We start from the raw sequence: 24,311 nt of genomic DNA on the forward strand, positions 1-24,311 counted from the left end.
GCCGATGAGGACGAAGCGAACGGAACGAACGAAGCGGACGGCGCGGACGGCGCTGCCCTGCGCGCTCGCGCTGGCGCTGTGCGCCGCGCCGCTCGCCGTACCGGGCCTCGCGCCCCAGGCCGCCGCCGAACCGTGCCGCACCCAGGCGACCGGCGAGGACCTGCCGGACGGCACCGGGCCCTACCCGCTGGTCGACCGCCTCGGGCTGTGGCAGGCGTGGGACCTGGCCCTGGGCGAGGGCGTGACCGTCGCCGTCGTCGACTCGGGCGTGGACGCCACCCACCCGGACCTGGCGGGCCAGGTGCACAACGGCAGCGAGTTCAGCGGCGTGATGACCGAGGAGGAGTTCGAACGGACGGCGGTCGAGCCCGTCCAGGACTGCGAAGGGCACGGCACCGCCATCGCCGGCCTGGTGGCCGCACACCGTTCCGACCGCATGAGCGGCGTCGCGCCCGGCGCGGCCGTCTACCCCGTCCGCATGGACGACGGCGTCGACCGGGCCACGCCCCGCACCCTCGCCGCCGCCATCGACGACGCCGTCGGGGCGGGCGCCGGGGTGATCAACCTGTCCCTGGCCAGGCCCGTCGACGACGAGCCGGTCCGGGATGCCGTTGCCCGCGCCGTCGCCGCCGACGTCGTCGTGGTCGCCGCCGCGGGCAACGAGGGCAACCAGGGCGTCTCCGGCGGCCTGATGTACCCCGCCGCCTACGACGGGGTGCTCGCCGTGGGCGCCGTCGGCGACGACGGCCAGCCGCTGGACTCCTCCAACGCGGGCCCGTGGGTCGATCTCGCCGGCTACGGCGGGGAGATGGCCGTCGTCGCGCCCGGCGGCTCCGGCTACCGCGCCGAGGCGGGCACCAGCATGGCCGCCGCCCAGGTCTCGGGCGCCGCGGCCCTGGTCCGTTCCCGCTTCCCCGACCTGACGGCGGCCGAGGTCGCCCAGCGGCTGACCGACTCCGCAACCCCCGTCGCGGGCGGCCGGAACGACCGCACCGGCACCGGCATCGTCGACCCGTTCAGCGCCCTCACCCACCTCGGCGGCGGCGACGGCGCGGACGGTGCCGACGGTGCAGGCGACAACGACGAGGCCGCCGCCCGGCCCGGGCACATCCCCGTCCAGGCCGTTCCCCACGAGGAGCCGCTGTTGTCCTCGACCGCGGCGACGGCGCTGGCCTGGAGCGGCGTGCTGCTGCTCGCCGTCGTCCTCGGCCTGCTCGGCGCGCCCGCCGTGCGCCGCGCCGCCAGGCGCGGCTGGCGGGCGGGCCCGGGGCCCGGCCCGGCCGGGGGCGAACGCCGGGCCGCCGCGCCACCGGCCGCGCCCGGCGGCCACGCCTGGCTCGACGGCACGGAACGACCCGCGCGCGGCGCCGCGCACCCGACCAGGAACCGGACCCGATAGATGGCAACGACACGCGAACAGGCAGAGGCGTACGCCTACGAGAACCGCCGGCGCACCACGAGCCTCCTGCGGGGCGCCGACGAGGCCAGGTTCGACCCGCGCCGCCGGCTGAACCGGTCGCTGGGCGGCGGCATCGCCATCGGCATCCTCATCATGGCCGGATTCGGCATCGCCGGCTGGCTCGGCGGCGGCCGGGGGCCCGACCTGCCGGACACCGGCGCCGTCGTCGTCGGCGACAGCGGCGGGCGCTACGTCGTGAACGACGGCGTGGTGCACCCGGCGCTGAACCTCGCCTCCGCGCTGCTGGTCGGCGGCGGCGAGCTGACCGAAGTGCGGCAGGCCACGCTCGACGACGCGCCCCGCGGGCTGCCCGTCGGCATCCCCGGCGCGCCCGACGCGCTGCCGGACGCCGACGCGCTGGTCGACGAGGACTGGACGCTGTGCGCCACGCCGTCGGAGACGGGCGGCGCCCCGACGCGGACCGCCCTCTACCTGTCGGTCCCCGGCGTCGCGCCGGACGGCGGGGACGGCGGGGATAGCGGGGGCGGGGGTACGGGCGGCGCCACCGTGCTGATCCAGGCCGGGGACGGCGGTCTGTGGCTGCTCACCGAGGGCCGCAGGCACGCCATCGAGCCCGGCATCCGCGACCTGCTCGGGCTCCAGAGCGTCGCCGCCGTGCAGTTGCCGGAAGAGTTCATCGCCACCGTGCCCGAGGGCCCGGCCATCACCATCCCGGAACCGGGCGCCGGCAGCGGCGCCGCGCCGGACGTGGAGCTGCCGTTCGAGGCCGCGGTGGGCGATCTCGCGCACACCGCGGGGGGCGGCGCGGGACGGCAGTTCTACCTGGTGCGCCCGGACGGCCTGGTGTCCGTTCCCGAACTGGTGCACACGCTGCTGAGTGCCGAGGCCGCGGGCCACGAGATCAGCGCCTCGGACGCCGCCCGCGCGCCGCGCTCGGACGACTCCGCGCCGGGCGACCCGGCGTGGCCGGACGCACTGCCGGACGCGGAGGAGCCGGGCCGGAACCAGCCGGTGTGCGTCAGCAGCCCGCCCGGCGGCCGGCCGGGCGACGCGCCCTGGCAGGCAGAAGTGCACCTGCCGGCCGCGCTGCCGGAGCCGGCCGGGCTGACGCCGGTGACCCCGGCCGACGGGGCGCGTCTCGGGCTGCTCGACGAGATCTGGATGCCCGCCGGTTCCGGCGCGCTGGTCCGCGCGAGCGCCTCCGGCGGCACGGGCGGCACGTACGTCCTGGTCACCGACAGCGGCACCGGCTACCCGTTCGCCTCCCCCGAGGCGGTGGAACGGCTGCGGTACGCGCCGGACGAGGCGCTGTCCGTACCGCAGAGCTTCGTCGGCCTGCTGCCCGCGGGCCCCGTGCTCGACCCGCAGGCCGCCGCCAGGGAGCAGCGCGGCGGCCGGCCCGACGGCGAGGACGAAGCCGCCGAAACCCCGGACGAGAACGCCGAAGAGAACGGAGGCGGCGCATGAGCACAGGACCGAAAGCCCCCGGCGCGCGCTTCGGCCGCGGCCGGCTCGTCGCCGTGCAGAGCGCCCTCGGCTGCCTCGCCGCCGGGATCGCGTACCACGACAGCGGCCCGTGGGCCTGGGCGCTCGGCGCCCTCGGCGTCCTGCTCGCCGCGGCCGCGCTGCTGCGCAGCCGCGGCGGCTGGGCCGACCAGCGGCTCCTGGAACGGGTGCGGCGCCGGGCCCTGACCGGCGCGCCGGTCGCCGGCCCCGCCGCCGGCGCAGCGGACCACCTCGGCGTCGTCCACACCCTGCTGCCCGCGCTCGACGTGACCGAGGTGGCCGACCGCAACGGCTACGCGCTCGGCGTGCTCGCGGACGGGCGCGGCTACGCCGCGGTCCTCGCGTTCCCCGGCGGCGCGCTGCCCGCCGTGCCGGCCGGGCCCGTCGCGCAGTGGCTGGCCGAGGACCCGGCGTGCCCGGCCGCCGCGCAGCTCGTCGTGGAACAGTTCGGCCTGCCGCCCTGGGACTTCCACTACCGCTACCAGCCGACGATCTGCTACCGCCAACTGCCCACGGGCGGGCGGCCCGTCGCGCTGCGGTCGTGGCTCGTGGTGCGGCACGAGCCGATCGACGCGCCCGAGGCGGCGGAACGGCGCGGCGGCGGCGCGGCCGGGGCGCGCGCCGCGGTGGCCGCGGCGACCGCGCGGATCAGGGCGCGGCTCGCCGCGTTCGGCGTGGCGACCACGCCACTGGACGCCGACGCGCTGCGCGACCTGCTGCGGCAGATCGGCGACGCCTCGGGCGACGGCCGTGCGCTGGCGGGCAGTTGGGCGGGCAGCGCGGCCACCCACTGCACGGTCACGGCGCGCGTCGGCGGCCAGGGCGACTGGGCGCGGCTGCTCGCGGGCCTGGCCGGGTGCACCGCCGACCGCGTGGTCGCGGCGGCCACCCTCACCGCGGAGGGCGGCGAGCTGCGGATCAGGACCGCGGTCCGCATCGTCAGCACGCTCGCGCAGCACGCCGCGTCCGAACGGGACCGGCTGGTGCGGGCCGGAGCGGTCGGCCCGCCGGCCGAGGACCAGGCCGCCGGTCTGCTGGCGACCCTGCCTGTCGCCCACCCCTCGCGCCCGCTGGTCGAGGCCGCCGGGTTCTCCGGCACCGCGGCGGCCGCGGGCGGCCCGACCCCGACCACGGCCGGAGGAGCCCGATGAGCCCCGCACGCCGGGCGGCCACGCCCGATCTGACCACGCTGCCCGCCACGTCCTGGCAGGACGCGTCGGTGCCCGCCTTCGGCCTGCTGCCGGGCCAGGCGGGCGTGCACCTCGGAACGACGGCGGCCGGGCAGCCGGTGTCGCTCGCGGCGCCCGGGCCCGCCGGCTCGCGCATCGCGGTGCTGGGCGAGTCGCTGTTCAGCAGGCTGTTCGCGCTGCGGCTGCTCGGCGTCGGCGCCCGCGTCACCGCGGCCACGCGGGTGCCGGACCAGTGGTCGTCCGTCGGGGAGGCCGCGGGCGACCGGCTGGTCGTCACGGACAACGTGGCGGGCTGGCCGGCCGCGCCGCCCGCACCGCCGACGGTGGCCGACGGGCCGCAGGCGCTGATGTGCGACCTGCGGCGCGCGCCGCCCGCGGGGCTGGCCGAGGGGCCGTGGCGCACGGTGCTGCACGTGACGCGCAACGCACCGCGGCGTTCGGTGTTCTGGTCGACGGCGGACGCGGTGCTCGCGCTGGACGCGCGGTTCGCGGAGCCGGTGGGACGCCTGCTGGGCGAGGAGGCGGCCCGGCGCACCGCCGTGCTGGCGGCCGGGGAGATCATCGTCTTCCGCCCCGGCGCGGCGGCCGACGTGCTGAGCCTGGACATCTCCCCGGGCGAGACCGCCCTGCTGACACCGGGCAGACGCTCGCAGGGCACGTATTAGCCGTACGTATCAGCCGGTACGTATCAGCCGCGGGCCGGCCTGGCCCGTCGCGTGGGACAGGTGCGCATCGGCGCCAATCGACACTGTGTCGAAAGCTGCCCCGGACCCGCCATAGACTTGTGGCCCACCATCACCATGGGGTCATCTGTGGACGAAGAGCCGAGTGGGCCGGCCGGCGGCGAGCCGTGCCCGCCCGTGCCCGGGGCGGTGAGCGCCGTGCTGATCGACGACCACCCCGTGGTGCGGGCCGGCATCCGCGGCTGGTGCGCCGCCGCGGCGGAGCCGATACGCGTGCTCGCCGAGGGCGCGGACGTGGCGGTCGCCCTCGCGGGTCCTGGCCGCGAGGCCGACGTGGTGGTGCTCGACCTGTACCTGGCGGGCGAGACGCCCGCCTACACCGAGGTCAACCGGCTGGTCGCGCAGGACCGCAAGGTGGTCGTCTACACCATGCGGGACAGCCAGGAGGCGGCGCTGACCTGCCTGGACCTCGGCGCGTTCACCTACCTGACCAAGTCGGAGGGGGAACGGCACCTCGTCGCCGCGATCCACGCCGCCGCCGCCGGGCGGCCCTACACGCCGCCGGGGCTCGCCGGCGCGTTCGGCAGCGACCGCAGGCCCGGCCGGCCGACGCTGACGCCGCGTGAGGTAGAGGTGCTGCTCGAGTGGTTCCAGTGCGAGTCGAAGGCCATGGTGGCCGAGAGCCTCGGCCTGTCCGTGAGCACCGTGAACACCTATCTGGACCGGGTGCGCATCCGCTACGCGAACGCCGGGCGGCCCGCGAACACCAAGGCCAACCTCGTGGCCAGGGCCGTCCAGGACGGCCTGATCTCCCTCGACGAGCTGTGAGTCAGGCCGCGCAGGCCGCCTCCACGAACAGCCGCCCCTCGCCGCTGACCCGGCGGATGCGCACCCCGCCTGCGGGGCCGGCCGCTATCGGCGCCTCCGGGACGTCGATCACGATGCCCACCCGCACCTGCCCAGGGGCGCGCACCACGGTGGCCCGCGCCGTCCGCCTGGCCGCGGCCAGGGCCGTGATGACCGGGTCCGTCAGCGCGCGCCGCACGTCCTGCGGCAGGCCCCGCGGCTCACCGCGCACCGCGAGCTGCACGGTGACGCCGTTGCGTTCCGCGACGTCGATGCAGGCGCGCAGCTCGTGGATCAGCTGGTCCGCGGCGTAGTCGCTCTCCGCGAACAGCCGGCGCAGCCGCGTGGCCTCGCGCGCGCAGGCGCGCCGCACCTCCTCGTCCGCCGGGTCGGCCGAGTCCTCGGCGAGCGCGGTGAGCAGCGGGAAGACGGTGGCGTGCAGCGCCCGGTACCGTTCGCGCTGGTCGGCGTGGATGTGCGCGGCGGCCGCCGCCCGGATGCGCATGGTCTCCCGGTCACGCGCGGCGGCCCCGATGGCGTCGCCGCGTGCGCGCAGCAGGCCGGTGCCGAGCACGACGGCCACCTGGAAGCCGCAGACGGCGAGGGCGCTGACGGCCATCCCGGCCGCGTCCGCCCGGGCCGGCACGCCGGCGGCCAGCAACTGGACGATCATCACCGTCAGATGGCAGCCGATGAACGCCCCGACGGCACGCAGCCCACGGTGCCCGAGCAGGACCACGCCGAACCAGCCGGTCTCCATGAACGACCAGTGCGGGAAGGTCAGGAAGTCGATGCTCGGCAGCTGACTGGTGGCGGCCACCGAGGCGGCGAACACGGCGGCGAGCGCGAGCGGCGCCCAGCGCCGCGGCCACGGCCGCCCCCGCACGACGAAGACGGCGGTGACCGCGACGACGGCCGTCAGCACGCCGAACGGGACGAGCTGGAGCAGCGGATAGCGGTAGCCGGACAGGTCGCCGAGCAACGTGGGCAGAACGAGTCCGAAGTGGATGGCGGCCAGGATGATCAGCCCGGCGTGGCGCAGACCGCGGAACAGGTGACGGCCGATCAGCTCTTCGCCTTCCGCCGCGCCGGGCGCCCCCTCCCCCGGCCAGGTCAGGCGGACCGTGGTGCCCCGGCCGGGCCTGGAGGCGACGGCCGCGTGGCCGCCCGCCGCGGCCATCCGCCCGGTCACGGAGAGCTTGAGGCCTTGCCGGTACGTGGGCACGGCCGCCGGATCGAAGCCGACGCCCTCGTCGGCGACGGTCACGCGGAGCGTCGGCCCGGTGCGTTCCGCCGTGACGGCCGCGGCGGTGACCCCCGCGTGGCGCGCCACGTTCCGCAGCGCCTCGCCCATGCCGTCGCGCAGGCCGGCCACGGCCGCGCCTGGCGCGGTGCCGAGGTCGTCGGCGAGGCGGGCGGTGACCGTCAGGCCCGGATGCGCGGCGAGTTCGGCGGTCAGCTCCCGGGCGACGTCGGCCTCCCCCGCGGCGGCCTGCCCGGCCAGCAGCCGGTCGAGGTCGCGGGCGGCCTGGGTGCGCAGGTCGCCGCGGCTGACGGGCGATCCCGGCAGCGAAGCCATCAGCAGTGTCGCGGACGCGGTGTCGTGGAGAACGGCGAGGTGTTCGCGTTCCGCGGCGCGGCGCGCCTCGGCGATCTCCAGGTCCTTGCGGGCGGCGGCCGCACCGGCGAGCGCGGCGTCGGCGGCCCGGCTCTCGCGGAGCACGAGCCCGAACAGGACGCGGGCAAGCGCGGCTTCCACGAGCACCCAGGCGATCACCGGCACCGCCTCCGGCCAGGTGCCGGGGTTCGCCAGTGCGGCGCCGGCCAGATCGGCCAGGCACAGGTGCACGGCGACGAGGGCTCCGGTGACCGGCGGATGCGTCAGCTGGTAGGAGACGGCGACGAAGCTGATGGCCACCACGACCCACGTGCCGCCGTGCGCGGCCTGCGTCTCCGGAACGGTCAGCGGCCTGCTGAGGCACACGCCCGTCATGACGACGAGGTCGGCGGCCAGCATCGTCCTGGCCCTGCCGGGGGCGTCGGCGCAGGCGAGGTGCACGCCGCACCAGGCCAGGACGGCACCGCAGATGAGGGCGGTCACGGCCATCTCGTCCACCGGCATGGCGAGTACGGCGAGCAGGGAGCAGGCGCCGATGATCACGGTGCGCCCGTAGAACGCGAACTGCCGGGCGAACGTCATGAACTCCCGCTCGGCGGGCCCCGGCGGCAGGGAAGTCTGCGGTGGTCTCACCGTGCACGCCCTCGCATCGCGCTGCTCTCCGGTGTGGGTCGAACGGCCCTCACGCGTCCTGGAAAGCGCCCATAGTATGCGGAAAACCCTCGACGAGTAACGTGGAGAGATGAACGGTGGGCGTTGAACCGGGCGCATATCTCGCGGAGTACTCCGGGGTGCATCCGGTGGTGCGGGCCGCGGAGCCCGTCGAGGAGATCCCCGTCACCCCGGTGCCCGTCGCCATGCTGCGGCTGACCGATTCGCCGCGGCTCGCGGGCCTGGACATCGAGCACGTGAGCGCGCTCGCGGCCACGGACAACCCGCTGCCGCCCATCCTCGTGCACCGGCCGACGATGCGGGTCATCGACGGGAGGCACCGGGTGCGCGCGGCCGTTCTGCGCGGGCGCGAGACGATCGAGGCGCGGCTCGTCGACGGGCACGAGCACGACCTGTTCGCGCTGTCGGTGCGCCTCAACGTGACGCACGGCCTGCCGCTGTCCACGGCCGACCGCACCGCCGCGGTGCGCCGCCTGCTCGGCTCGCACCCGCAGTGGTCGGACCGGGCGATCGGGCACATCACCGGCCTGTCGGCGAAGAGCGTCGCGTCGATCCGCCGCCGCGCGAGCGGGGACGCCGCACAACTCGCGGGACGCGTCGGGCGGGACGGCAGGACCCGGCCGCTGAACGCGGCGCAGGGCCGCCTGCTGGCGAGCCGGCTGATCAGGGAACGGCCGGCCGCGAGCCTGCGCGAGATCGCGCGCGAGGCCGCCATCTCCATCGGCACCGCGCACGACGTGCGGCGGCGGCTGACCTCGGGGCAGCACCCGGTGCCCGCCGGGCTGCGCAGGCGCCAGGCGACGGCGCGCATCGAGCCGGCCGAGCCGGCGGCCCACCGGGCCGCCCAGGCCCCCAGGCCCCCGCGCGGCGCGCCGGTGACGCCGCACGACGCCGTGTCCGCGGCGGCGGCAGGAAACCGGGAGGACGGCGCCGGGGCGAAGGAGCTGCTGCGGAAGCTGAAGCGGGACCCCTCGCTGCGCTTCTCCGAGGCGGGGCGCAGCATCCTGCGCCTCATGGACGCGCAGACGGTGCCGCCCGCCACCTGGCAGCGCCTCGCCGAGGCCGTGCCTGCCCACTGCACAGGACTGGTCGCGGCGGCGGCGCGGGAGTGCGCGGCCTCCTGGCTCGCGTTCGCCCAGCGCGTCGAACGCCGCGGGGAACAGCGCGGGCCGCGCCGCGGCCCCGAGGGTCACTGAGGACGCGGTACCGCCCTGGCCACCGCGTCCGGGCCGCGGCGTGGTGTCCGGCTCAGTCCGGGCGGAGCCCGGCGGCCCTGGCCATCGTGTCCAGGCGCGACCTGGTGTGCAGGGTGAGTTCGTGGTCGGGCCCGAGGACCCGGGCGTAGCCCTGCACCACCTCGTCGAGCAGCTGCGCCGCGTCGCGGGTCCGCCCCACGGCGTGGCGGGCCGCCGCCAGGTTCCCGGCGGCGGCAAGGGTCTGGAGGTCGTCGGGGCCGAGGCTCGCCGCGTAACGGGTCCAGGTGCGTTCCAGCAGCTCGTGGCCGCGGACGTGGTCCCCGGTGGAGAACAGCACGGCCCCCAGGACCGCCGCGGTGTCCAGGGAGTCGCGGTGGTCGGCGCCGAGGAGCGCCTCGCGGCGTTCCAGCGTCCGCGTGAGCAGCGTGATGCCCTGCTCCGTCTCCTCGCCGATGACGAGCGCGGCGCCCAGGTTGTGCGCGTAGGTGAGGGTCCTGGCGTGTTCCGGCCCCTCGACGACGGTGCTGCGCTGGTACGCCTCCCGGTGCATGGCCTCCGCCTCGGGCAGCCGCCGCAGCTGGTAGAGGGTGTGGCCGAGCGCGTCGTAGAGGGAGATGGTGGTGGGGTGCCGGTGCCCGAGGTGGCGTTCGTAGTCCGCGAGGAGCTCACGCATCAGCGGCGCGGCGTCCTCGTGGAGCCCGGCTTCGAGCAGCCGGCCGACGGCGTGTTCGCGCTCGGCGATCTCCTCGGGGGGCGCGGCCCGCTCCGGCTCCTGCCCGCGCTGCTGCTTCCGGCGTCCGAACTGCATGGTGGGGAATCTCCCTCGGCTGTCGGCGGCGGCTGCCGGCTCCAGGGTGCCACCGCGGGGGCCCGCGCGTCACCACGGGGGTCGGTCGGCCCGGGTGCGGGTCCTGAAGAGGGACGGGTCCGGGGTGAGCAGTCGTTTCACCGGGGCCGGAACCTTCAGGCCGCGGTCCTCGCGGCGTTCGACCGCGCGCATCGCGGGGAGCAGCAGGCGGGTGCCCGGGTAGCGGAGCGGCTCGGTGGGGATGCGGCCGCCCGGGGTGCGGGCGAACGCCGAACGCGACCACTCGTCGGTCACGCCGAGGGCGAGCGAGGACAGCACCCGCGCCATCAGCAGGGCGGGGCCGATGCCGTCGCCCGAGTAGCCGGTGCCGTAGGCGACGCCGGGCACGGAGCGGAGCCAGCCGGCGAACGGCAGCGAGGTGACGGAGTACTCCACCGGCGCCGTCCACGCGTGGGCCACGGGCACCTGGGCCAGCTGCGGGAAGAGGCGCGCCAGTTGCCGCCGCAGCTCGCCCATGCGCAGCGGCGGCCCCCACAGGGTGCTCGGCCCGGCGTGCCCGGGGGCGACGCCCGCGCCGCCCTTGCCGAACAGCAGCCGCCCGTCGGGGGTGGTGCGGTAGTAGTTCAGGCGGCGGCGGGAGTCGCACACGGACGTGTCGTCGTCCCAGCCGATGGCCTTCAGCTGCTCGGGGGCGGGCTCGGTGAGCAGGGTGTCGCTGGCCACGGTCACCATGCGGCGGCCGAGGTCCTCCAGCTGCCCGGCCCAGGCGTTGATGGCGAGCACGGTCCGTTCGGCGCGGATGCTGCCGTAGGCGGTGCGGGCCTCGGTGGTGCCGTCCGCGGCGCGCAGCGCGAGCAGCGGGGTGTGTTCGTGGATGCGCACGCCCGCGTCGAGGGCGGCGCGGCGCAGGCCGCGGGCGAGCCGGGCGGGCTGGATCGTGGCGCAGCCGGGGTCGACGACGCCGCCGAAGTGGTGTGCGGTGCCGACGGCGCGGCGCGCCTCGGCGCCGGATATCTGGTGCAGCGGCCGGATGCCCGCGCGGTGCAGGTCGGTGAGGGTGCGTTCCCAGGCGCCGCGCTGGGCGGGCGTGGACGCGGCCCACAGCCAGGGGCCGCGGCGGTGACCGATGTCGATGCCGTGGGTGCCGGCGAAGTCCAGGATGTCGTCGACGGCGCGGGCGGAGGCCGCGCCGATACGGCGGGCCTCGGCGTGGTCGCTGATGGCGACCAGGCTGCTGAACCTGGCCCACATCGGCATGAGAAAGCCCGCGTTGGCGCCGCTGGCGCCGCCGCCGCAGATGTCGGCCTCGATGAGGACGACGTCGGTGCCGGGGGCGCGGCGCACGATGTCGAGCGCCGTCCACAGGCCGGTGAACCCGCCGCCCACGATGCACACGTCGCAGCGGGTGTCGTCGAGCAGCGGCGGGGTGCGGCCGTCGGCCGGCTCGTCGCGCAGGGCGTCGGCGAGCCAGCCGGAGCGGCGCGCCGGGGCGGGGGTGTCGGCGTCGGGCCAGGTCCTGGCCAGGGCGATGCGGGTCATGGGGCAGCCTCCGGGGTCGGATGCGGGCTTCGGGTCAGGGGCGGCGGGCGCCCGCCGGGCTCCGCTGCCGCTCGGCCGCGTTCAGCAGGTCGATGCGGGAGCTGACGCCGAAGACCTTGAACAGCTTCCTGAGGTGGTAGTTGACGGTGTGGTGGGAGACGGCGAGCCTGCGGGCGATCTGCTGGTTCGTCAGGCCCTCGCCGACGAGGTCGACCAGCAGTTGCTGCCGCTGGTTCAGGTCGGTCTCGTCCGGCTGCGCCGCCGGCGGCCCCGGCACCGGGGCGGGGACGTGCACGGGAACGGTGTCCCGGCCGGGCCCGGGCGGGGCGGCGGGGCCGCGTCCCGCGGCCGGCTCGCGGGCGGCCGAGCGCAGCGCGGACGCCTCCCGGATGAGGGCCGTGCGCAGCGTCGGCGGCATCGAGGCGGCGATCAGCTGCCGCAGCAGCGGGTTGAGGAAGACCGTCCTGGTGCCCTCGGTGCGCACGAAGCCGGTGGCGCGGACCTCCTCGATGGCGGGCAGCAGCGCGGAGACGGAGGTGGCGGTCATCGCCGCCAGGTCCTCGTACACCACTTCGTCGCCGAGGATCGCGGCGATGCACAGGAGCTGGCGGCAGCCGCTCGAATACCGGTCGAGCACCGCGCCCACGCGGGCGGTCAGCCGCGTCGGGAGCCGGTGGCCAGACAGGTCCGCCTCGCCCGCGACGCGGTGCAGGCCGCCCTCCTCCTTCAGCCCGGCCAGCAGGTCGACGAGCAACTGCGGGTGGCCGCCCGCCCGTTCCAGCAGCCGCCGCAGCGCGGGCCCCGGCGGTGCGCCGAGGGTGTCCTGGGCGAGCTGAACCGCGTCCGCGTGGGCGAGCGGGCCGAGAACGAGGCGTGCGCCGCGGCGCCCCTGGTCGTCGGCGGGCAGCGGCCGCGGGCAGCCGGGGCGCCTGGCGATCAGCCACACCACGCGCCCGCCGAGCGCGCGGTGGCGGCGCGGCGGCGGCGTGTGGTCGGGCCGGTCGGGCGTGTCGAGGACGACGAGCAGGGGGCGGCCCGCCGCCTCCGCCTGCCGGGGCCGCCCGGCGAGCTGCCCGGACAGCAGCGCGTGGGTCCTGCCGGTGCGGGGCCCGGGCCCCGCACCGCGGTGCTGGGCGAAGCGGTAGCCGAGGCGGTCGGCGACGGCGGCTGCCTCGCGCAGCAGCCGGGTCTTGCCGATGCCGGGGATTCCCTCGACCGTGAGGACGGCGCTGCCCGCGTTCAGCCCGTGCTCCAATATTTCGCGCACCAGCTGCATTTCGCGCCGGCGTCCCCGAAGTGGGGTCTCGCCCACGACGGCAAAAACGGTCATGCGGCACCGCCGTAACGGCGCACACCGACGAAACGGAAACGTCCGGCGACGAATGCGGCGTCGCAGTGGACCGAATTAGCCGCAGGGTTGAGCGCCGTTCCGTGGAGATCGGAGTAGACCGCGGACTGCGAGATGTACCAGTTGCCCATGAGGTTGACCGACAGCATGACCCCGGTGTCGAGGCAGGCTTTTTCCGCGGCCTCCTCCACGTCCCGGCTGCGCGTGTAGACCCCGACGGAAAGGGCGCCGCAGGTGCGGTTCGTGTGGGCCATCAGGTCGATTCCCTCGGCGGGCGAGCCGACGGCGACGGCGAACACGACGGGCCCCAGCCATTCGGTGAGGAGCGTCGCACGGTCGGCCGGGCGGGCGGCGTCGAGGCGCACGAGGACGGGGGTGCGGATCACGGCGCCGGGGTGCTCCGGGTGCCGCACGGCGCGGGTGGGCGCGGCGACCTCGCCGAGCGCGCCGGACATGGCGCGTTCGACGCGTGCCAGCACCGCGGGCCCGAGGAGCGCGCCGAGGACGGCGGCGGCCGCCGCGTCGTCGGCGAGCAGGTCGGCGAGGGCGGCGCCGAGGTCGTCGACGACCTGGGCGTAGGTCTTGTGGCCCTCGTCGGTGGCGATGCCGGCGCGCGGGATCAGCACGTTCTGCGGGCTGGTGCACAGCTGGCCGCTGTAGAGGGAGACGGAGAACGCCAGGTTGGCGAGCATGTCGCGGTAGTCGGCGGTGGATTCGACGAGGAGGGTGTTGACGGCCGAGGTGGCGGTGTGGACGCGGGCCTGCCGGGCGTTGCCGGTGAGCCAGTCGGCGAAGTCCCGGCCGCCGGCGTAGTCGACGATGCGGACCTCGGGGCGGGTGGCGAGCGAGGCGGCCAGCCGTTCGCCCGGGTGTTCCGCGGCGAGGCAGACGAGGTCGGGGGCGAAACCGGCGTCGCCCAGCGCCTCGCGGGCCACCGAGACGGTGAGCGCGAGCGGCAGGACGGCGGCCGGGTGCGGCTTGACGAGGACGGCGTTGCCGGTGGCGAGGGAGGCGAACAGGCCGGCGTAGCTGTTCCAGGCGGGGAAGACGCTGCCCGCGACGACGAGTGCGATGCCGAGCGGCACGGCCGTGAACGTCTTGTCCAGGTTGATCGCCGTGCCGTCGCCCAGCGGCTTGCGCCACCGGAACGCCGCGGGCAGGCGGGTCTGCTCGGCGTAGGCGTGGGCGACCGCCTCCAGGCCGCGGTCCTGGGCGTGCACCGCGCCGGCGTGGAAGGCCATCACCGGATTGTGCCCGCTCGTATGCATCGCGGCGTAAGTGAATTCCGGGCTGCGCATATTGATGCGGTGGAGTATTTCCACGCACACCGCGGCGCGGACCTCGGGTCCGGCGTCGCGCCAGGCCGGAATGGCGGCGGTCATCGCGGGCAGCAGCGCGTCCGGGTCGGAGTGCGGGTAGGAGATGCCGAGTTCCGGGCCGTAGGGGGAGCGTTCGCCGCCCGCGTCGGGGCCGGGGCCCACGGTCCCGTCGCGGCCGGGCTGTGCCACGTCCCACGGGCGGCCGAGTAATCGCCGGAATTGCGTTTCGCCTTCGTCGCCCGCTCCCCCGTTCTTCCCGTTCTTCCCGCTCTTCCCGTAGGTGCGGTAATCTTCGGAATAGGGCGACCAGTTGGCGCGGGTGCGGACGGATTCCAGTGCGTTATCGAGCGTCTGCCGGTGCCTGAAAATCAAGTCCCGCCATATATGGGGATCTTCCTGCTGCTGTGTCGCCACCATGATCCTGCTCCTTGTCGCGCGTCGGAAGGGCCCGGCCATGAACGCCGGGACAGCATAGATTAGGCGCCCGCAAGTGGACAGCAAATTTCGGCCGACTGACGTCGGCCTTGCCACCCGGCATCGTTCCGCTCGCCCTTTAATACACGACGACTCCGCCACAATGGCCGGAATTCGCCGCGTCCGGGGCAAAACAATTCCGGACGGCCGGTCAGCAGCCGCGCCAGGACCAAGGGTCCGGCGCGGCCGCCCGGTGCGCTTCGCTCATTCGCTCATTCGGTTATCGACCGCAAATAGCGGTCGAGGGCCGCGTCCGGCAGGACCCGCGCGAGGACGCTCACCCGGCGGGCGTCCGCGCCCACGCGGTAGCGCGCCTTCGGCCGCCGCACCGTCAGGACGTGCCCGACGGCCCGCGCGAAGTCCTCAGGACGGGTCGGACTCTCCTTGGCCTGCTGCTCGTTGTACGCGAGGAACTGCTCGAACTTGTCGCGGTACAGCGCCGCGACCTGCCCGGGCGCCCCCGCCATGGCGTCCCGCGCCACGTCGGAGACCTTGCCCCAGATCGGCGTCATGATGGCGCCCGGCTGCACCACGGTGACGGCCACCCCGTGCGGGCGCAGCTCGCGCCGCAGCACGTCCGTCAGCGCCTCCTTCGCAAACTGCGCCGACGCGTACGCCCCGAGGAACGGGATGGCGACGCTGCCGAGCCCCGAGGTGACGTTGACGACGCGGCCCCGCGCCTGCCGCAGCGGCGGCAGCAGCGCCTGGGTGACGGCGAGTTGCCCGACGACGTTGGTGTCGAGCTGCCGGCGCAGCTGCGCCGGCGGCACGCACTCCAGGGGCGCGGAGACGCAGATCCCCGCGTTGTTGACCAGGCCCCACAGGCCGCGCCCGCCGGTCTCCTCGCCGATCCGCTCGGCCGCGGCGGCGACCGACTTCTCGTCGGTCACGTCCACCCGCACCGGGGTGAGGCGGCCGTGGGCCGCGTCCTGCGCCAGCCGTTCCCCGTCGGTCTCCTGCCGCACCCCGGCGAACACGTGGAACCCGCCCGCCGCGAGACGCAGCGCACACACGCGGCCGAGGCCGGACGAAGCGCCCGTCACCAGAACGGCCCGCCCGTGCCCCGGCGTTGCCCGCCGTCGCCGGCCGTTCACGGGGCCACGTCCTGGAAGGTCAGGGCGTCCTCAAGCATGCGGGTCAGTTTGCGCTGCGGCATGAACCGGAAGTACGCGTCCCGCACCGGCCGCCTGATCAGGGTCTCCGACTGCTCGAACGTGCTGATGCCGCGGGAGGCGGCGACCATGCCGCGGGTGCGTTCGCGGCGCAGGTCCTCGTAGTGGCGCAGCGCGGCCGGCACGTCCTCGGCGCCGGCCAGCGCCCGGCCGAGCACCACGGCGTCCTCGATGGCCATGCAGCAGCCCTGCCCGAGGCTGGTCAGCATGGGGTGCGCGGCGTCGCCGAGCAGCGTCACCGGGCCGCGGCCCCAGCGTTCGAGGAACGCCCGGTCCTGCGAGGGCACGGCGATCACCGCGTCGTCCGGGGTGACCTCGATGGCGTGCCTGACCTCGTCGGCCCAGCCGCCGTAGGTCGCGAGGATCTCGGTGCGGTCGCCCTTCCAGCTGCGGGACCGCTCGGCCGGCATGTTCTTCGTGCCCCACCAGTACACGCGCCCGCCGCCCACGTCGACGAGGCCGAAGCGCCGGCCCGCGCCCCAGTAGTGGATGACGGAGCCGGGCGCGAACTTCGGGTGCGCGTAGGGGACGACGGCCAGCCAGCAGATGTAGCCGCTGTCCTGCGCGTCCTCGGGGCCGACCAGCTGCCTGCGCACGGCCGAGTGGAAACCGTCGGCGCCGATCAGCACGTCACCGTACGCCTCGCTGCCGTCGGCGAACGTGACCCGCACGCCGCCGTCGTCCGCGCCGGTCTCGTCCCACTCGAACGCGGTGGCGGTGCTGCCGGTGACGATGGGGATGCCCTCGATGGCCTCCAGGAGCGCCTGTTGCAGGTCGGCGCGGGTGATCAGGACACTGGGCGCGCCGATGCGGGCGATGATCTCGGGGAAGGGGAACTCCCGGATCAGCCGTCCCCGCGGCGTCCTGACGTGGTAGGACTCCAGGGTCTGTCCGCGCCCGGCCAGGTCGATGCCGAGGCCGAGCGAGTCGAGCGCGGCGATGGCGTTGCTCATCACCGACAGGCCGGAGCCCGCCGCCCGCAGCTCGCCCGCCCGCTCGTACACCTCGACGTCGAGACCGGCCTTGCGCAGGGCCGCGGCGGCGGTGAGGCCACCGATGCCCGCGCCGATCACGAGTGCCTTCCGTGGTGCCTTCCGCGGCGCCCGCCGCGGCCGTTCGGGAGTGGTGGTCGCGTCGCTCATGTCACTGTCCGATCAGTTCGGTGACGGTCTTGACCAGGTGCGCGACGTGCGGCTCCTCCATGATCGAGAGGTGGTCGCCCGGCACGTCGATGACGTCGAGCCGGCCGCTGGTGCGCTGCCGCCAGCCGTTGGCCGGGTCCGCGTGCATGCTGCCGATCGCGGTGTGCATCGAGTGCAGTACGCCGGGCAGCGGCTCCGAGGCGTGGATCAGCACCATGTCCTGGTCCCGCACGTCGGGCCGGTAGGCGAACGCGGCCCGCCAGTTGGCCTCGTACACGTGGAACAGGCGCCGCACGACCGCGCCAGAGGCGCCCGCGGGGAGCACGCCCTCCTCCGCCGCGAGCCCGGCGATGAAGTCGAACTTCTCGTCCAGCGTGGTCAGCTGGTCAGGGATCAGTTCGAGCGGCGAGTCGCCGCCGCGCCGCAGCCACAGCAGCTCCCAGAAGAACCAGCCGAGCAGCGCCTCGTCGTCGGTGGCGAGCCGCCGCCCCTCGTTCAGCGCGGTGGTGTCGAGCAGCACGAGCCGGGCGATGTCCTGTCCGGCGGCCCGCAGTTGCCTGGCCATCTCGAACGCCACGAAGCCGCCGAACGACCAGCCGCCGATCACGTAGGGGCCCGCCGGCTGCACCCGGCGGATCGCCTCGATGTAGCGGGCGGCCAACTCCTCGACGCTGCGCAGCGGTTCGGTGCCCGGGTCGGCACCGGCGGCCTGGAGGGCGTAGAACGGCTGGTCGGGGTGGAGGTGCCGGGCGAGTCCGACGTAGCACAGCACGTTGCCGCCCATCGGGTGGACGAAGAAGACCGGCCGCCGAGAGCCGCGCGGCCGGATCGGCACCAGCGGGTCGAAGCCGGTGGTGGCGCCGCCCGCGCGGAGGACCGCGGCGAGTTCGGCGACGGTGGGCGCGGCCACGAACTCGGACAGCGGCACGTTGATCCCGTAGCGCTGCTCGATCAGCACCACGAGCCGCATCGCGGTCAGGGAGGTGCCGCCGAGGTCGAAGATGTTGTCGTGCACGCCGAGCGAGGGCACGTCCAGCAGGTCGGCGAGGATGCCGGCCAGCGTCCGCTCGTAGGGGTCGCGCGGCGCGGCGCCCGCCCGGCCGCCACCGCCGCCCGCGGTCAGCGGGGCGCGGCGCAGCGCGGCGTCGTCCCGTTTGCCGCTGGGGGTCAGCGGCAGGGCGGCCAGCCACTCGACGTGCGAGGGCACCATGTACTCGGGGAGTACGGTCCGCAGTTGCTTGCGCAGCAGTTTCAGGTCGGCCTTGTCGCGCCTCCCGACGAGGAACGCCGCGAGGAACGAGTCGTTGCCCTCCCGGCGGCGCGCGACGACGGCGGCCTCCGCGATGCCGGGGTGCCGCGCCGCGAAACGGGTGATGGCCAGTTCGACCTCGGCCGGCTCCACGCGGAAGCCGCGGACCTTGACCTGCGCGTCGGCCCGCCCGAGGCACACCACGTCGCCGTCCGGCAGCGCGTACCCGAGGTCGCCGGTGCGGTACAGGCGGCCGGCGGCCGGCCCGGCCGGGTGCGGAACGAAACGTTCTGCGGTCAGCTCGGGCTGGCCCACGTACCCCTCGGCCAGGCACTCGCCCGCGAGGTACAGCTCGCCTTTGACCCCGGCGGGCACGGGCCGCAGCCGCTCGTCGAGGACGTGCACGGCGGAGCCGTCGACGGGGCGGCCGATCGGCGGCAGCGCGGGGAAGCGCGCGGGGTCGCCGCGCATCGTGAACGAGGTGACGACGTGCGATTCGGTCGGCCCGTACTGGTTCTCCAGCAGCACGCCTGGCAGCGCGGCGCACAGCCGGCGTATCTCGTCGGTGACGCGCAGCTGTTCGCCCGAGGACAGCAGCGCGCGCAGGGCCCGGGGCGCGAGGCCGAGGGCGACCGCGGTCTCGGCGAGCTGCTGGAGCGCGACGTAGGGCAGGCAGATCCGCTGCACGCCCTCCCGGTCCAGCAGGCGCAGCAGCCGCGGCATGTCCCGCCGTTCCTCCTCGCTGAGCACGACGAGCGTGCCGCCGCCGCAGAGGGTGGAGAAGATCTCCTGGAAGGAGACGTCGAAGCTGAGCGGCGCGAACTGGGCGGTGACCCCGCCGGTGACGCCGCTGGGGACGCGGTTCTGCCAGGCGACCAGCCGCGCCAGCGAACGGTGCGGCATCGCGACGCCCTTGGGGCGCCCGGTGGAGCCCGAGGTGAACAGCACGTACGCGGTGCGCTCCGGATCGGGCGCGGGCGGCCGCGGGGCGGGGGCGGGCGTTCCGCCGTCCAGCGGCTCCTCGGCGATCAGGAGTTCCTCGGCGATCAGCAGCTTTTCGGCGGGGTCCGCGGCGCCGCCCAGGGCGCCGGTGTGCGCGGCGTGGGCAATGACGCGGAACGGCCGGGCCTGCTCGACCATCATCGCGATCCGCTCCGCCGGGTAGGCGATGTCCAGCGGCACGGCGGCGGCCCCGGCCTTGAGCACGCCGACGGTGACGGCGACGGTCTCCGGCGAGCGTTCCATCGCGATGCCGACGCGGTCGCCGGGGCGGGCGCCGAGCGCGAGCAGCGCGCCGGCCACCCGGTCGGCGGCGCGGCCGAGTTCCGCGTATGTCCAGCGGGTGCCGCCGGAGACCAGCGCGATCGCCTCGGGAGTGCGCGCGATCCGCGCGTCGAGGGCGCGCACGACGTTCTCGGCGGCGGGCTCGGCGGGCAGCGCCACCGGCGGCCGCACCAGGCCGCCGGGCGCGAGGAAGGAGAAGTCGGGTGCCTCGTCGGGGTGTTCGGCGATCCGGCGCAGGACGGCGGTGAACCGGTCCGCGTACAACTCCGCCTGCGCGGCGGTGAAGGTGCCGCCGTGGAAGTCCATGCGCAGCCGCACCCGCCCGCTCACCGGGTCGGTCATCGCGTTGACCAGCAGCTGGAAGTTGGTCTCCTCCCAGGTCGTGAAGTCGAGCAGCCGGGCACCCGGCAGCGTGAGGACGGCCGCGAGCTGCCGGAAGTGGATGTAGTTGAACGCGGTCTCCAGCACGGTGCCGCCGCTGTCCTGCTGAATGGCGCTGAGCGGGTAGCGGCGGTGCGGGTGGCCGTCCTGCTCCTCGCGCAGCGCGGCGCGCGCCACCTCCGCCCAGGTCGCCGCGCCGGTGTCGAGGCGCAGCGGCACGGTGTTGAGGAACAGCCCGGTGACGCGTTCGCCGCCCGTCGTCTCGGGGCGGCCGTGGCTGACGAGGCCCGTGGTGACGTCCGCGGTGCCGGTCAGCAGCCGCAGCGTCAGGCAGTGGGCGGCCAGCAGCACCGACTTGACCGGCAGCGCGCGGTCCCTGGCCAGGTCGCGGACGCGTCCGGTGAGGTCGTCGGCGAGGGTGACCAGACGCGTGATCTGCTCCTCGCCCGCGGGGGCCTCGTGCTGCCGGAAGCCCTCGATCCGCAGCCGCGGCGCGTCCGCGAGCCGTTCGCGCCAGTAGTCGCGGGACCCCTGGGAGCTGAGCGCCTCCCGTTCGGCCAGCACGTGGTGGGCGGCGGAGGGCAGCCCCCTGCCGGGCACCGGGCCGATGCCGAGTCCGAGGCCGTGCAGGTAGTCCTGGAGGAGTTCGCTGACGAGGTTGGCGACGCTGCCGCCGTCGAGCAGCGCGTGGTGGAAGCTCAGCACGAGTTCGACGGTGCGCGGGCGCAGGAAGACCTGGAAGCGGTACAGCGGTGGCCGTTCGACGTCGTAGCGGTGGTAGCGGCGTTCGTCGACGTGGGCGCGGATCGCCGCCAGGGCGGCCGGCTCGTCGTGGCCGCGCAGGTCGGTGATGCCCAGGCCGCCATCGGCGCGGGCGTCGACGACCTGGAGCGGCTCGGAGAAGCCGCCGAGGTGGAACGAGGAGCGCAGGGCGGGGTGCCGCGCCACCAGCAGGCCGAACGCGCGGCGGAACCGCGCCTCGTCCCAGTCGAAGGCGAAGGAGTACTGGAAGACGTCGCGGTAGACGGCCGAGTCCTCCTCCGCGCGGCTGTGGTAGATCAGGCCGAGCTGGAGGCGGGTGAGGGGGTACGCGTCCTCGCGGCCTTCGAGCTGCGCCCGGTCCACGCCGGAGACCAGGGCGAACGGGCCCAGGTCCGCGTGCGCCGCGGGCCCTGCGGGCCCGGCCGTGGCGTGCCGGGCGAGACCGGCGACGGTGGGGTGCCGCATCAGGTCGGTGAGGGAGAAGCGGATGCCCGCCCGCTCGGCCAGGGCCCGGATGCGCAGCAGGGTGAGGGAATCGCCGCCCAGCGCGTAGTAGTTGTCGTGCGCGCCGACCGGCCCGGTCTCCAGCACGTCGGCCCAGATGCGGGCGAGTGCGGTCTGGACGGCGCCCTCGGGCGCGTCGGCGCCGTCCGGCTCGGCGCCGTCCGGCTCGGCGCCTTCCGGCTCGGCGCCTTCCGGCTCGGCGGTGGGCGCGGCGGCCGGGTCCGGCAGGGCGCGGCGGTCGGCCTTGCCGTTGGGGGTCAGCGGGATGGCGCCGAGCCGGACGAAGTGCGTGGGGATCATGAACTCGGGCAGCGAGGCGCCGAGTTCGGCGCGGAGCCGGTCGGCGGGCAGGTCGTCGTCGGCGACGTAGTAGCCGACGAGGTGGGTGCCGCGCCGTTCGCTCCGCCGGTCGACGACGACGGCGTCGCGGACGCCGGGCACCGAGGCGAGGCGGTTCTGCACCTCGCCCATCTCCACGCGGTTGCCCCGGATCTTGACCTGGTCGTCGATGCGGCCGAGGTATTCGAGCGTGCCGTCGGCCAGCCAGCGGGCGAGGTCGCCGGTGCGGTAAAGGCGCCCGCCGGGGCTGAACGGGTCCGGAGTGAACTTCTCCGCGGTCAGCTCGGGACGTTCCAGGTAGCCGCGGGCGACGCCGACACCGCCGATGCACAGCTCGCCGGGGACACCGGACGGCTGGAGGCCGCCGCGCGCGTCCACCACGTAGAGACGGGTGTTGTCGATCGGCCGGCCGATCGGCACCCGCGGCACGGGCAGTCCTGGCCCGGCCGGGCAGTCCCAGAAGGAGACGTCGACGGTGGCCTCGGTCGGCCCGTACAGGTTGACCAGCCGCGGCGGGCCGCCGGGGCGGGCGGCGAAGACGCGGTTGAACTGCTCGACGCGGGCGCCCGGCAGGGCCTCGCCGCTGGCGAACACCTGCCGCAGGGACGCCGCCTCGGCCAGCAGCGCGGGGTCGGATTCGAGCAGGTCGAGGAACGGGCCGAGCATCGAGGGCACGAAGTGCAGGGTGGTGACGCGCCGTTCGGCGACGGCGTGCAGGATGTCGCGCGGATCGCGCCGCCCGTCGGCGGGCAGCAGCGCGAGGCTCGCACCCTCGATGGCCCACCAGAACAGCTCCCAGACGGAAACGTCGAAGGAGATCGGCGTCTTCTGGAGCAGGACGTCGTCCGGACCGACCGGGTAGCGCTTCTGCATCCAGGCCAGCCGGTTGATCACCGAGTGGTGCTCGACCATGACGCCCTTGGGGCGGCCGGTGGAGCCCGAGGTGTAGATGACGTAGGCGAGGTCCCGCGAGGTGGCGCCCCCCGAGCCGTCCCCCGCGGCGTCCGGCGCGGCGTCCGGCGGCGCGCCGGCGCCGCCCTCGGTCAGGTCGCCGACGCGCAGGGCGCGTGCGGCGTGCCCGCCGCCCGGGCCTTCGGGTCCTCCGGGTTGTTCGTCGGGGAGCGCGGTGAGTTCGTCCACCAGCACGGCCTTCGCGCGGCTGTCGTCGAGCAGGAAGCGGATACGGTCGGCCGGGTAGCCGGGGTCGACGGGCACGTAGGCGCCGGAGGACTTGAGCACGCCGAGCAGCGCGACGATCAGCTGCGGGCCGCGCTCCATCAGCACGGCCACGCGGTCCCCCGCGCCGACCCCGCGGGCCCGCAGGGCGCGGGCGACGCGGGAGGCCCGCGCGTCGAGTTCGGCATAGGTGAGGGAGCCGCCGTCCGGCGCGTGGACAGCGATGCGCTCCGGCGTGCGCGCCGCCTGCTCGGCGATGAGGCCGTGGACGGTGCGGTCGCCCGCGTACCAGGCGTCGGGGCCCTGCCTGACTTCGGTCAGCTCCTTGTACTCGTCGGGGTCGAGCATCGGCAGGTCGAGCGCCGGGCGGCCCGGCTGCTCCGCGCCGCCGGTGAGGAGCGCGAGCAGGTGCCCGGCGACGGCCGTGATCGGCAGGTCCTCGTCGAAGACGTCGCGGGCGTAGTCCAGGTCGATGCGCAGGTCCGCGTCGTCGTCGGAGGCGTGGATCATCACCGCGAGCACCCCGTCGGCGTGCACCGGCGCCATGAGGGCGGTGTCCCGTTCGATCCCGTCGGGCACCGCGGGGTGCGGGTGGCGCAGGTAGGACAGCGTGACGTCGAAGAGGCGGCGCGCGCCGGGGGCGGGCAGTTCGCGCAGCACGTCGCCGAACGCGAGCCGTTCGTGCGGACGCAGCGCCGCCGTGCTGCCGCGGACGGCGGCGGCCACGTCGTGCAGCGTGGCACCGGCGGGCACGGCGACCCGGACCGGCAGGTTGTTCGCCAGCTGGCCGACCAGCTGCCGTTCCGCCGCCGTCCGGCGGTTGAGGAACGGCACGCCGAGCACGACCTCGCCGGCGCGGTGGACGCGCGCGAGATAGGTGGCGAACGCGGCGGCGACGAACGCGAACGGCGAGCCGCCCGCGCGGCGGACGCGCCGCACGACGTCCGCCTCGACGGTGAACGTGTGCCGGCCGCGCGCGGGTCCCGCGGCGGGCGCCGCCCGGCGGCCGAACAGCGCGGGCGTCACGCCGTCGAGCGCCGCGCGGTGGTGCGCGCGGGCGCGCGCGGGCTCGTCGGACGCGCGGTAGGCGGCGTCGGCGTCCAGCAGCGCGGCCACCCCGGGCACCCGCGTCACGTCCGGTTCCGACCCGGCCGCGCCGCCGCCCGTCAGCGCGGCGTACGCGTCCCACACCTGCCGGGCGACCTCGTTCAACGCCCAGGAGTCGACGAGGAGATGGTGGGCGTTGAGGTGCAGGTGCACCGTGGACGCGCTCTCCCGAATAATCGCAGCCGCGAATAATCGCGCGTTGCGCAGCGGGAAGGGCCGCTGGAGGGACCGGTCCCGCCACTCGGCGCAGGCCGCCGCCGGGTCCGCGGCCCCGCTGTGGTCGAGGTACTCCACCCACGGCGAGCGGTCCGCGGCCCCGATCCACTGAAAGGGAATGCCGTCCTGCTCGTCGAACCGCAGGGAGAATGTTTCGTTCGCTTTGAGCACGCGTTCGAGGGCGGCCCGCAGCGCGTCCGTATCGACATCACCCGTCAGCCGGTCGTGCAGCACCACATTGAACTGCGGATCGTCCGGAACCGCTGCTTCTGCGGCCCAGATGTCGCGCTGGTAGGAGGACAGAGGGAAACGGCGGGAAGCGAGCATCGGCCTTCCTTTGTCAGTGCGGGCACCTTCATT

14 protein-coding genes are annotated in these 24,311 nt (G+C 75.5%); 6 read left to right on the top strand and 8 right to left on the bottom strand.

Translation table 11 applies throughout. The features are described from left to right. The first annotated feature begins 4 nt into the window (after nt 1-4). The 5 genes from STBA_RS15815 (at nt 5) to STBA_RS15835 (ending at nt 5,627) form a co-directional block, all read left to right on the top strand. On the top strand, nt 5-1,399 hold the full coding sequence (locus STBA_RS15815) for a S8 family serine peptidase (protein ID WP_077059872.1): 1,395 nt from the start codon (nt 5-7) through the stop codon (nt 1,397-1,399). Further along, entirely contained in the window at nt 1,400-2,887 is a 1,488-nt protein-coding gene (gene eccB, locus STBA_RS15820) for a type VII secretion protein EccB (protein ID WP_077059873.1), read from the top strand. Next, nucleotides 2,884-4,077: a type VII secretion protein EccE gene (locus STBA_RS15825; protein WP_079251952.1), complete on the top strand. Its 1,194-nt coding sequence runs from the start codon at nt 2,884-2,886 to the stop codon at nt 4,075-4,077. The genes eccB and STBA_RS15825 overlap by 4 nt, the downstream gene beginning before the upstream one ends. Beyond that, nucleotides 4,074-4,781, top strand: a complete 708-nt coding sequence (locus tag STBA_RS15830) for a hypothetical protein (RefSeq protein ID WP_253194754.1) — start codon at nt 4,074-4,076, stop codon at nt 4,779-4,781. The genes STBA_RS15825 and STBA_RS15830 overlap by 4 nt, the downstream gene beginning before the upstream one ends. A gap of 147 nt (nt 4,782-4,928) precedes the next feature. After that, the gene (locus STBA_RS15835; protein ID WP_253194756.1) at nt 4,929-5,627 is read left to right on the top strand and encodes a response regulator transcription factor; all 699 of its coding nucleotides are present in this window, start codon (nt 4,929-4,931) and stop codon (nt 5,625-5,627) included. Between the two features lies 1 nt (nt 5,628). Here STBA_RS15835 and STBA_RS15840 read toward each other — a convergent pair whose 3' ends face one another. Further along, nucleotides 5,629-7,896, bottom strand: coding sequence for an ATP-binding protein (locus tag STBA_RS15840; protein ID WP_143659491.1), 2,268 nt, complete (start codon nt 7,894-7,896; stop codon nt 5,629-5,631). Between the two features lie 116 nt (nt 7,897-8,012). Here STBA_RS15840 and STBA_RS15845 point away from each other — a divergent pair, with 116 nt between their 5' ends. Further along, the gene (locus tag STBA_RS15845; protein WP_253194758.1) at nt 8,013-9,131 is read left to right on the top strand and encodes a ParB N-terminal domain-containing protein; all 1,119 of its coding nucleotides are present in this window, start codon (nt 8,013-8,015) and stop codon (nt 9,129-9,131) included. 52 nt (nt 9,132-9,183) lie between these two features. On the opposite strand, the gene STBA_RS15850 is transcribed toward STBA_RS15845, so the two are convergent. The 7 genes from STBA_RS15850 to STBA_RS15880 form a co-directional block, all read right to left on the bottom strand. Then, entirely contained in the window at nt 9,184-9,939 is a 756-nt protein-coding gene (locus STBA_RS15850) for a tetratricopeptide repeat protein (protein ID WP_077059875.1), read from the bottom strand. Nucleotides 9,940-10,008: 69 nt separating this feature from the next. Further along, on the bottom strand, nt 10,009-11,478 hold the full coding sequence (locus tag STBA_RS15855; protein ID WP_077059876.1) for an FAD-binding oxidoreductase: 1,470 nt from the start codon (nt 11,476-11,478) through the stop codon (nt 10,009-10,011). A gap of 34 nt (nt 11,479-11,512) precedes the next feature. Further along, a complete protein-coding gene (locus STBA_RS15860; RefSeq protein WP_143659492.1) occupies nt 11,513-12,745 on the bottom strand; it encodes a helix-turn-helix transcriptional regulator in 1,233 nt (410 codons plus the stop codon). Between the two features lie 59 nt (nt 12,746-12,804). Continuing rightward, complete coding sequence (paaN, locus tag STBA_RS15865; protein WP_077059878.1) at nt 12,805-14,562, bottom strand: phenylacetic acid degradation protein PaaN; 1,758 nt, start codon at nt 14,560-14,562, stop codon at nt 12,805-12,807. A gap of 269 nt (nt 14,563-14,831) precedes the next feature. Further along, entirely contained in the window at nt 14,832-15,713 is an 882-nt protein-coding gene (locus STBA_RS15870; protein ID WP_077059879.1) for an SDR family oxidoreductase, read from the bottom strand. Next, entirely contained in the window at nt 15,710-16,933 is a 1,224-nt protein-coding gene (locus STBA_RS15875; protein ID WP_077059880.1) for an FAD-dependent monooxygenase, read from the bottom strand. Before STBA_RS15875 ends, STBA_RS15870 begins: the two co-directional genes overlap by 4 nt. 1 nt (nt 16,934) lies before the next feature. Beyond that, a complete protein-coding gene (locus tag STBA_RS15880; RefSeq protein ID WP_077059881.1) occupies nt 16,935-24,278 on the bottom strand; it encodes a non-ribosomal peptide synthetase in 7,344 nt (2,447 codons plus the stop codon). Nucleotides 24,279-24,311: the final 33 nt, after the last annotated feature.

It is taken from the genome of Streptomyces sp. MP131-18, assembly GCF_001984575.1.
Lineage (GTDB): Bacteria > Actinomycetota > Actinomycetes > Streptomycetales > Streptomycetaceae > Streptomyces > Streptomyces johnsoniae.

What these genes read in the sequence shown, in the direction of transcription:
- STBA_RS15875 (WP_077059880.1), bottom strand. Translation starts at nt 16,933, where the DNA reads ATGAGCGACGCGACCACCACTCCCGAACGGCCGCGGCGGGCGCCGCGG.
- STBA_RS15850 (WP_077059875.1), bottom strand. Translation starts at nt 9,939, where the DNA reads ATGCAGTTCGGACGCCGGAAGCAGCAGCGCGGGCAGGAGCCGGAGCGG.
- STBA_RS15855 (WP_077059876.1), bottom strand. Translation starts at nt 11,478, where the DNA reads ATGACCCGCATCGCCCTGGCCAGGACCTGGCCCGACGCCGACACCCCC.
- STBA_RS15815 (WP_077059872.1), top strand. Translation starts at nt 5, where the DNA reads ATGAGGACGAAGCGAACGGAACGAACGAAGCGGACGGCGCGGACGGCG.
- STBA_RS15880 (WP_077059881.1), bottom strand. Translation starts at nt 24,278, where the DNA reads ATGCTCGCTTCCCGCCGTTTCCCTCTGTCCTCCTACCAGCGCGACATC.
- STBA_RS15825 (WP_079251952.1), top strand. Translation starts at nt 2,884, where the DNA reads ATGAGCACAGGACCGAAAGCCCCCGGCGCGCGCTTCGGCCGCGGCCGG.
- STBA_RS15830 (WP_253194754.1), top strand. Translation starts at nt 4,074, where the DNA reads ATGAGCCCCGCACGCCGGGCGGCCACGCCCGATCTGACCACGCTGCCC.
- paaN (WP_077059878.1), bottom strand. Translation starts at nt 14,562, where the DNA reads ATGGTGGCGACACAGCAGCAGGAAGATCCCCATATATGGCGGGACTTG.
- eccB (WP_077059873.1), top strand. Translation starts at nt 1,400, where the DNA reads ATGGCAACGACACGCGAACAGGCAGAGGCGTACGCCTACGAGAACCGC.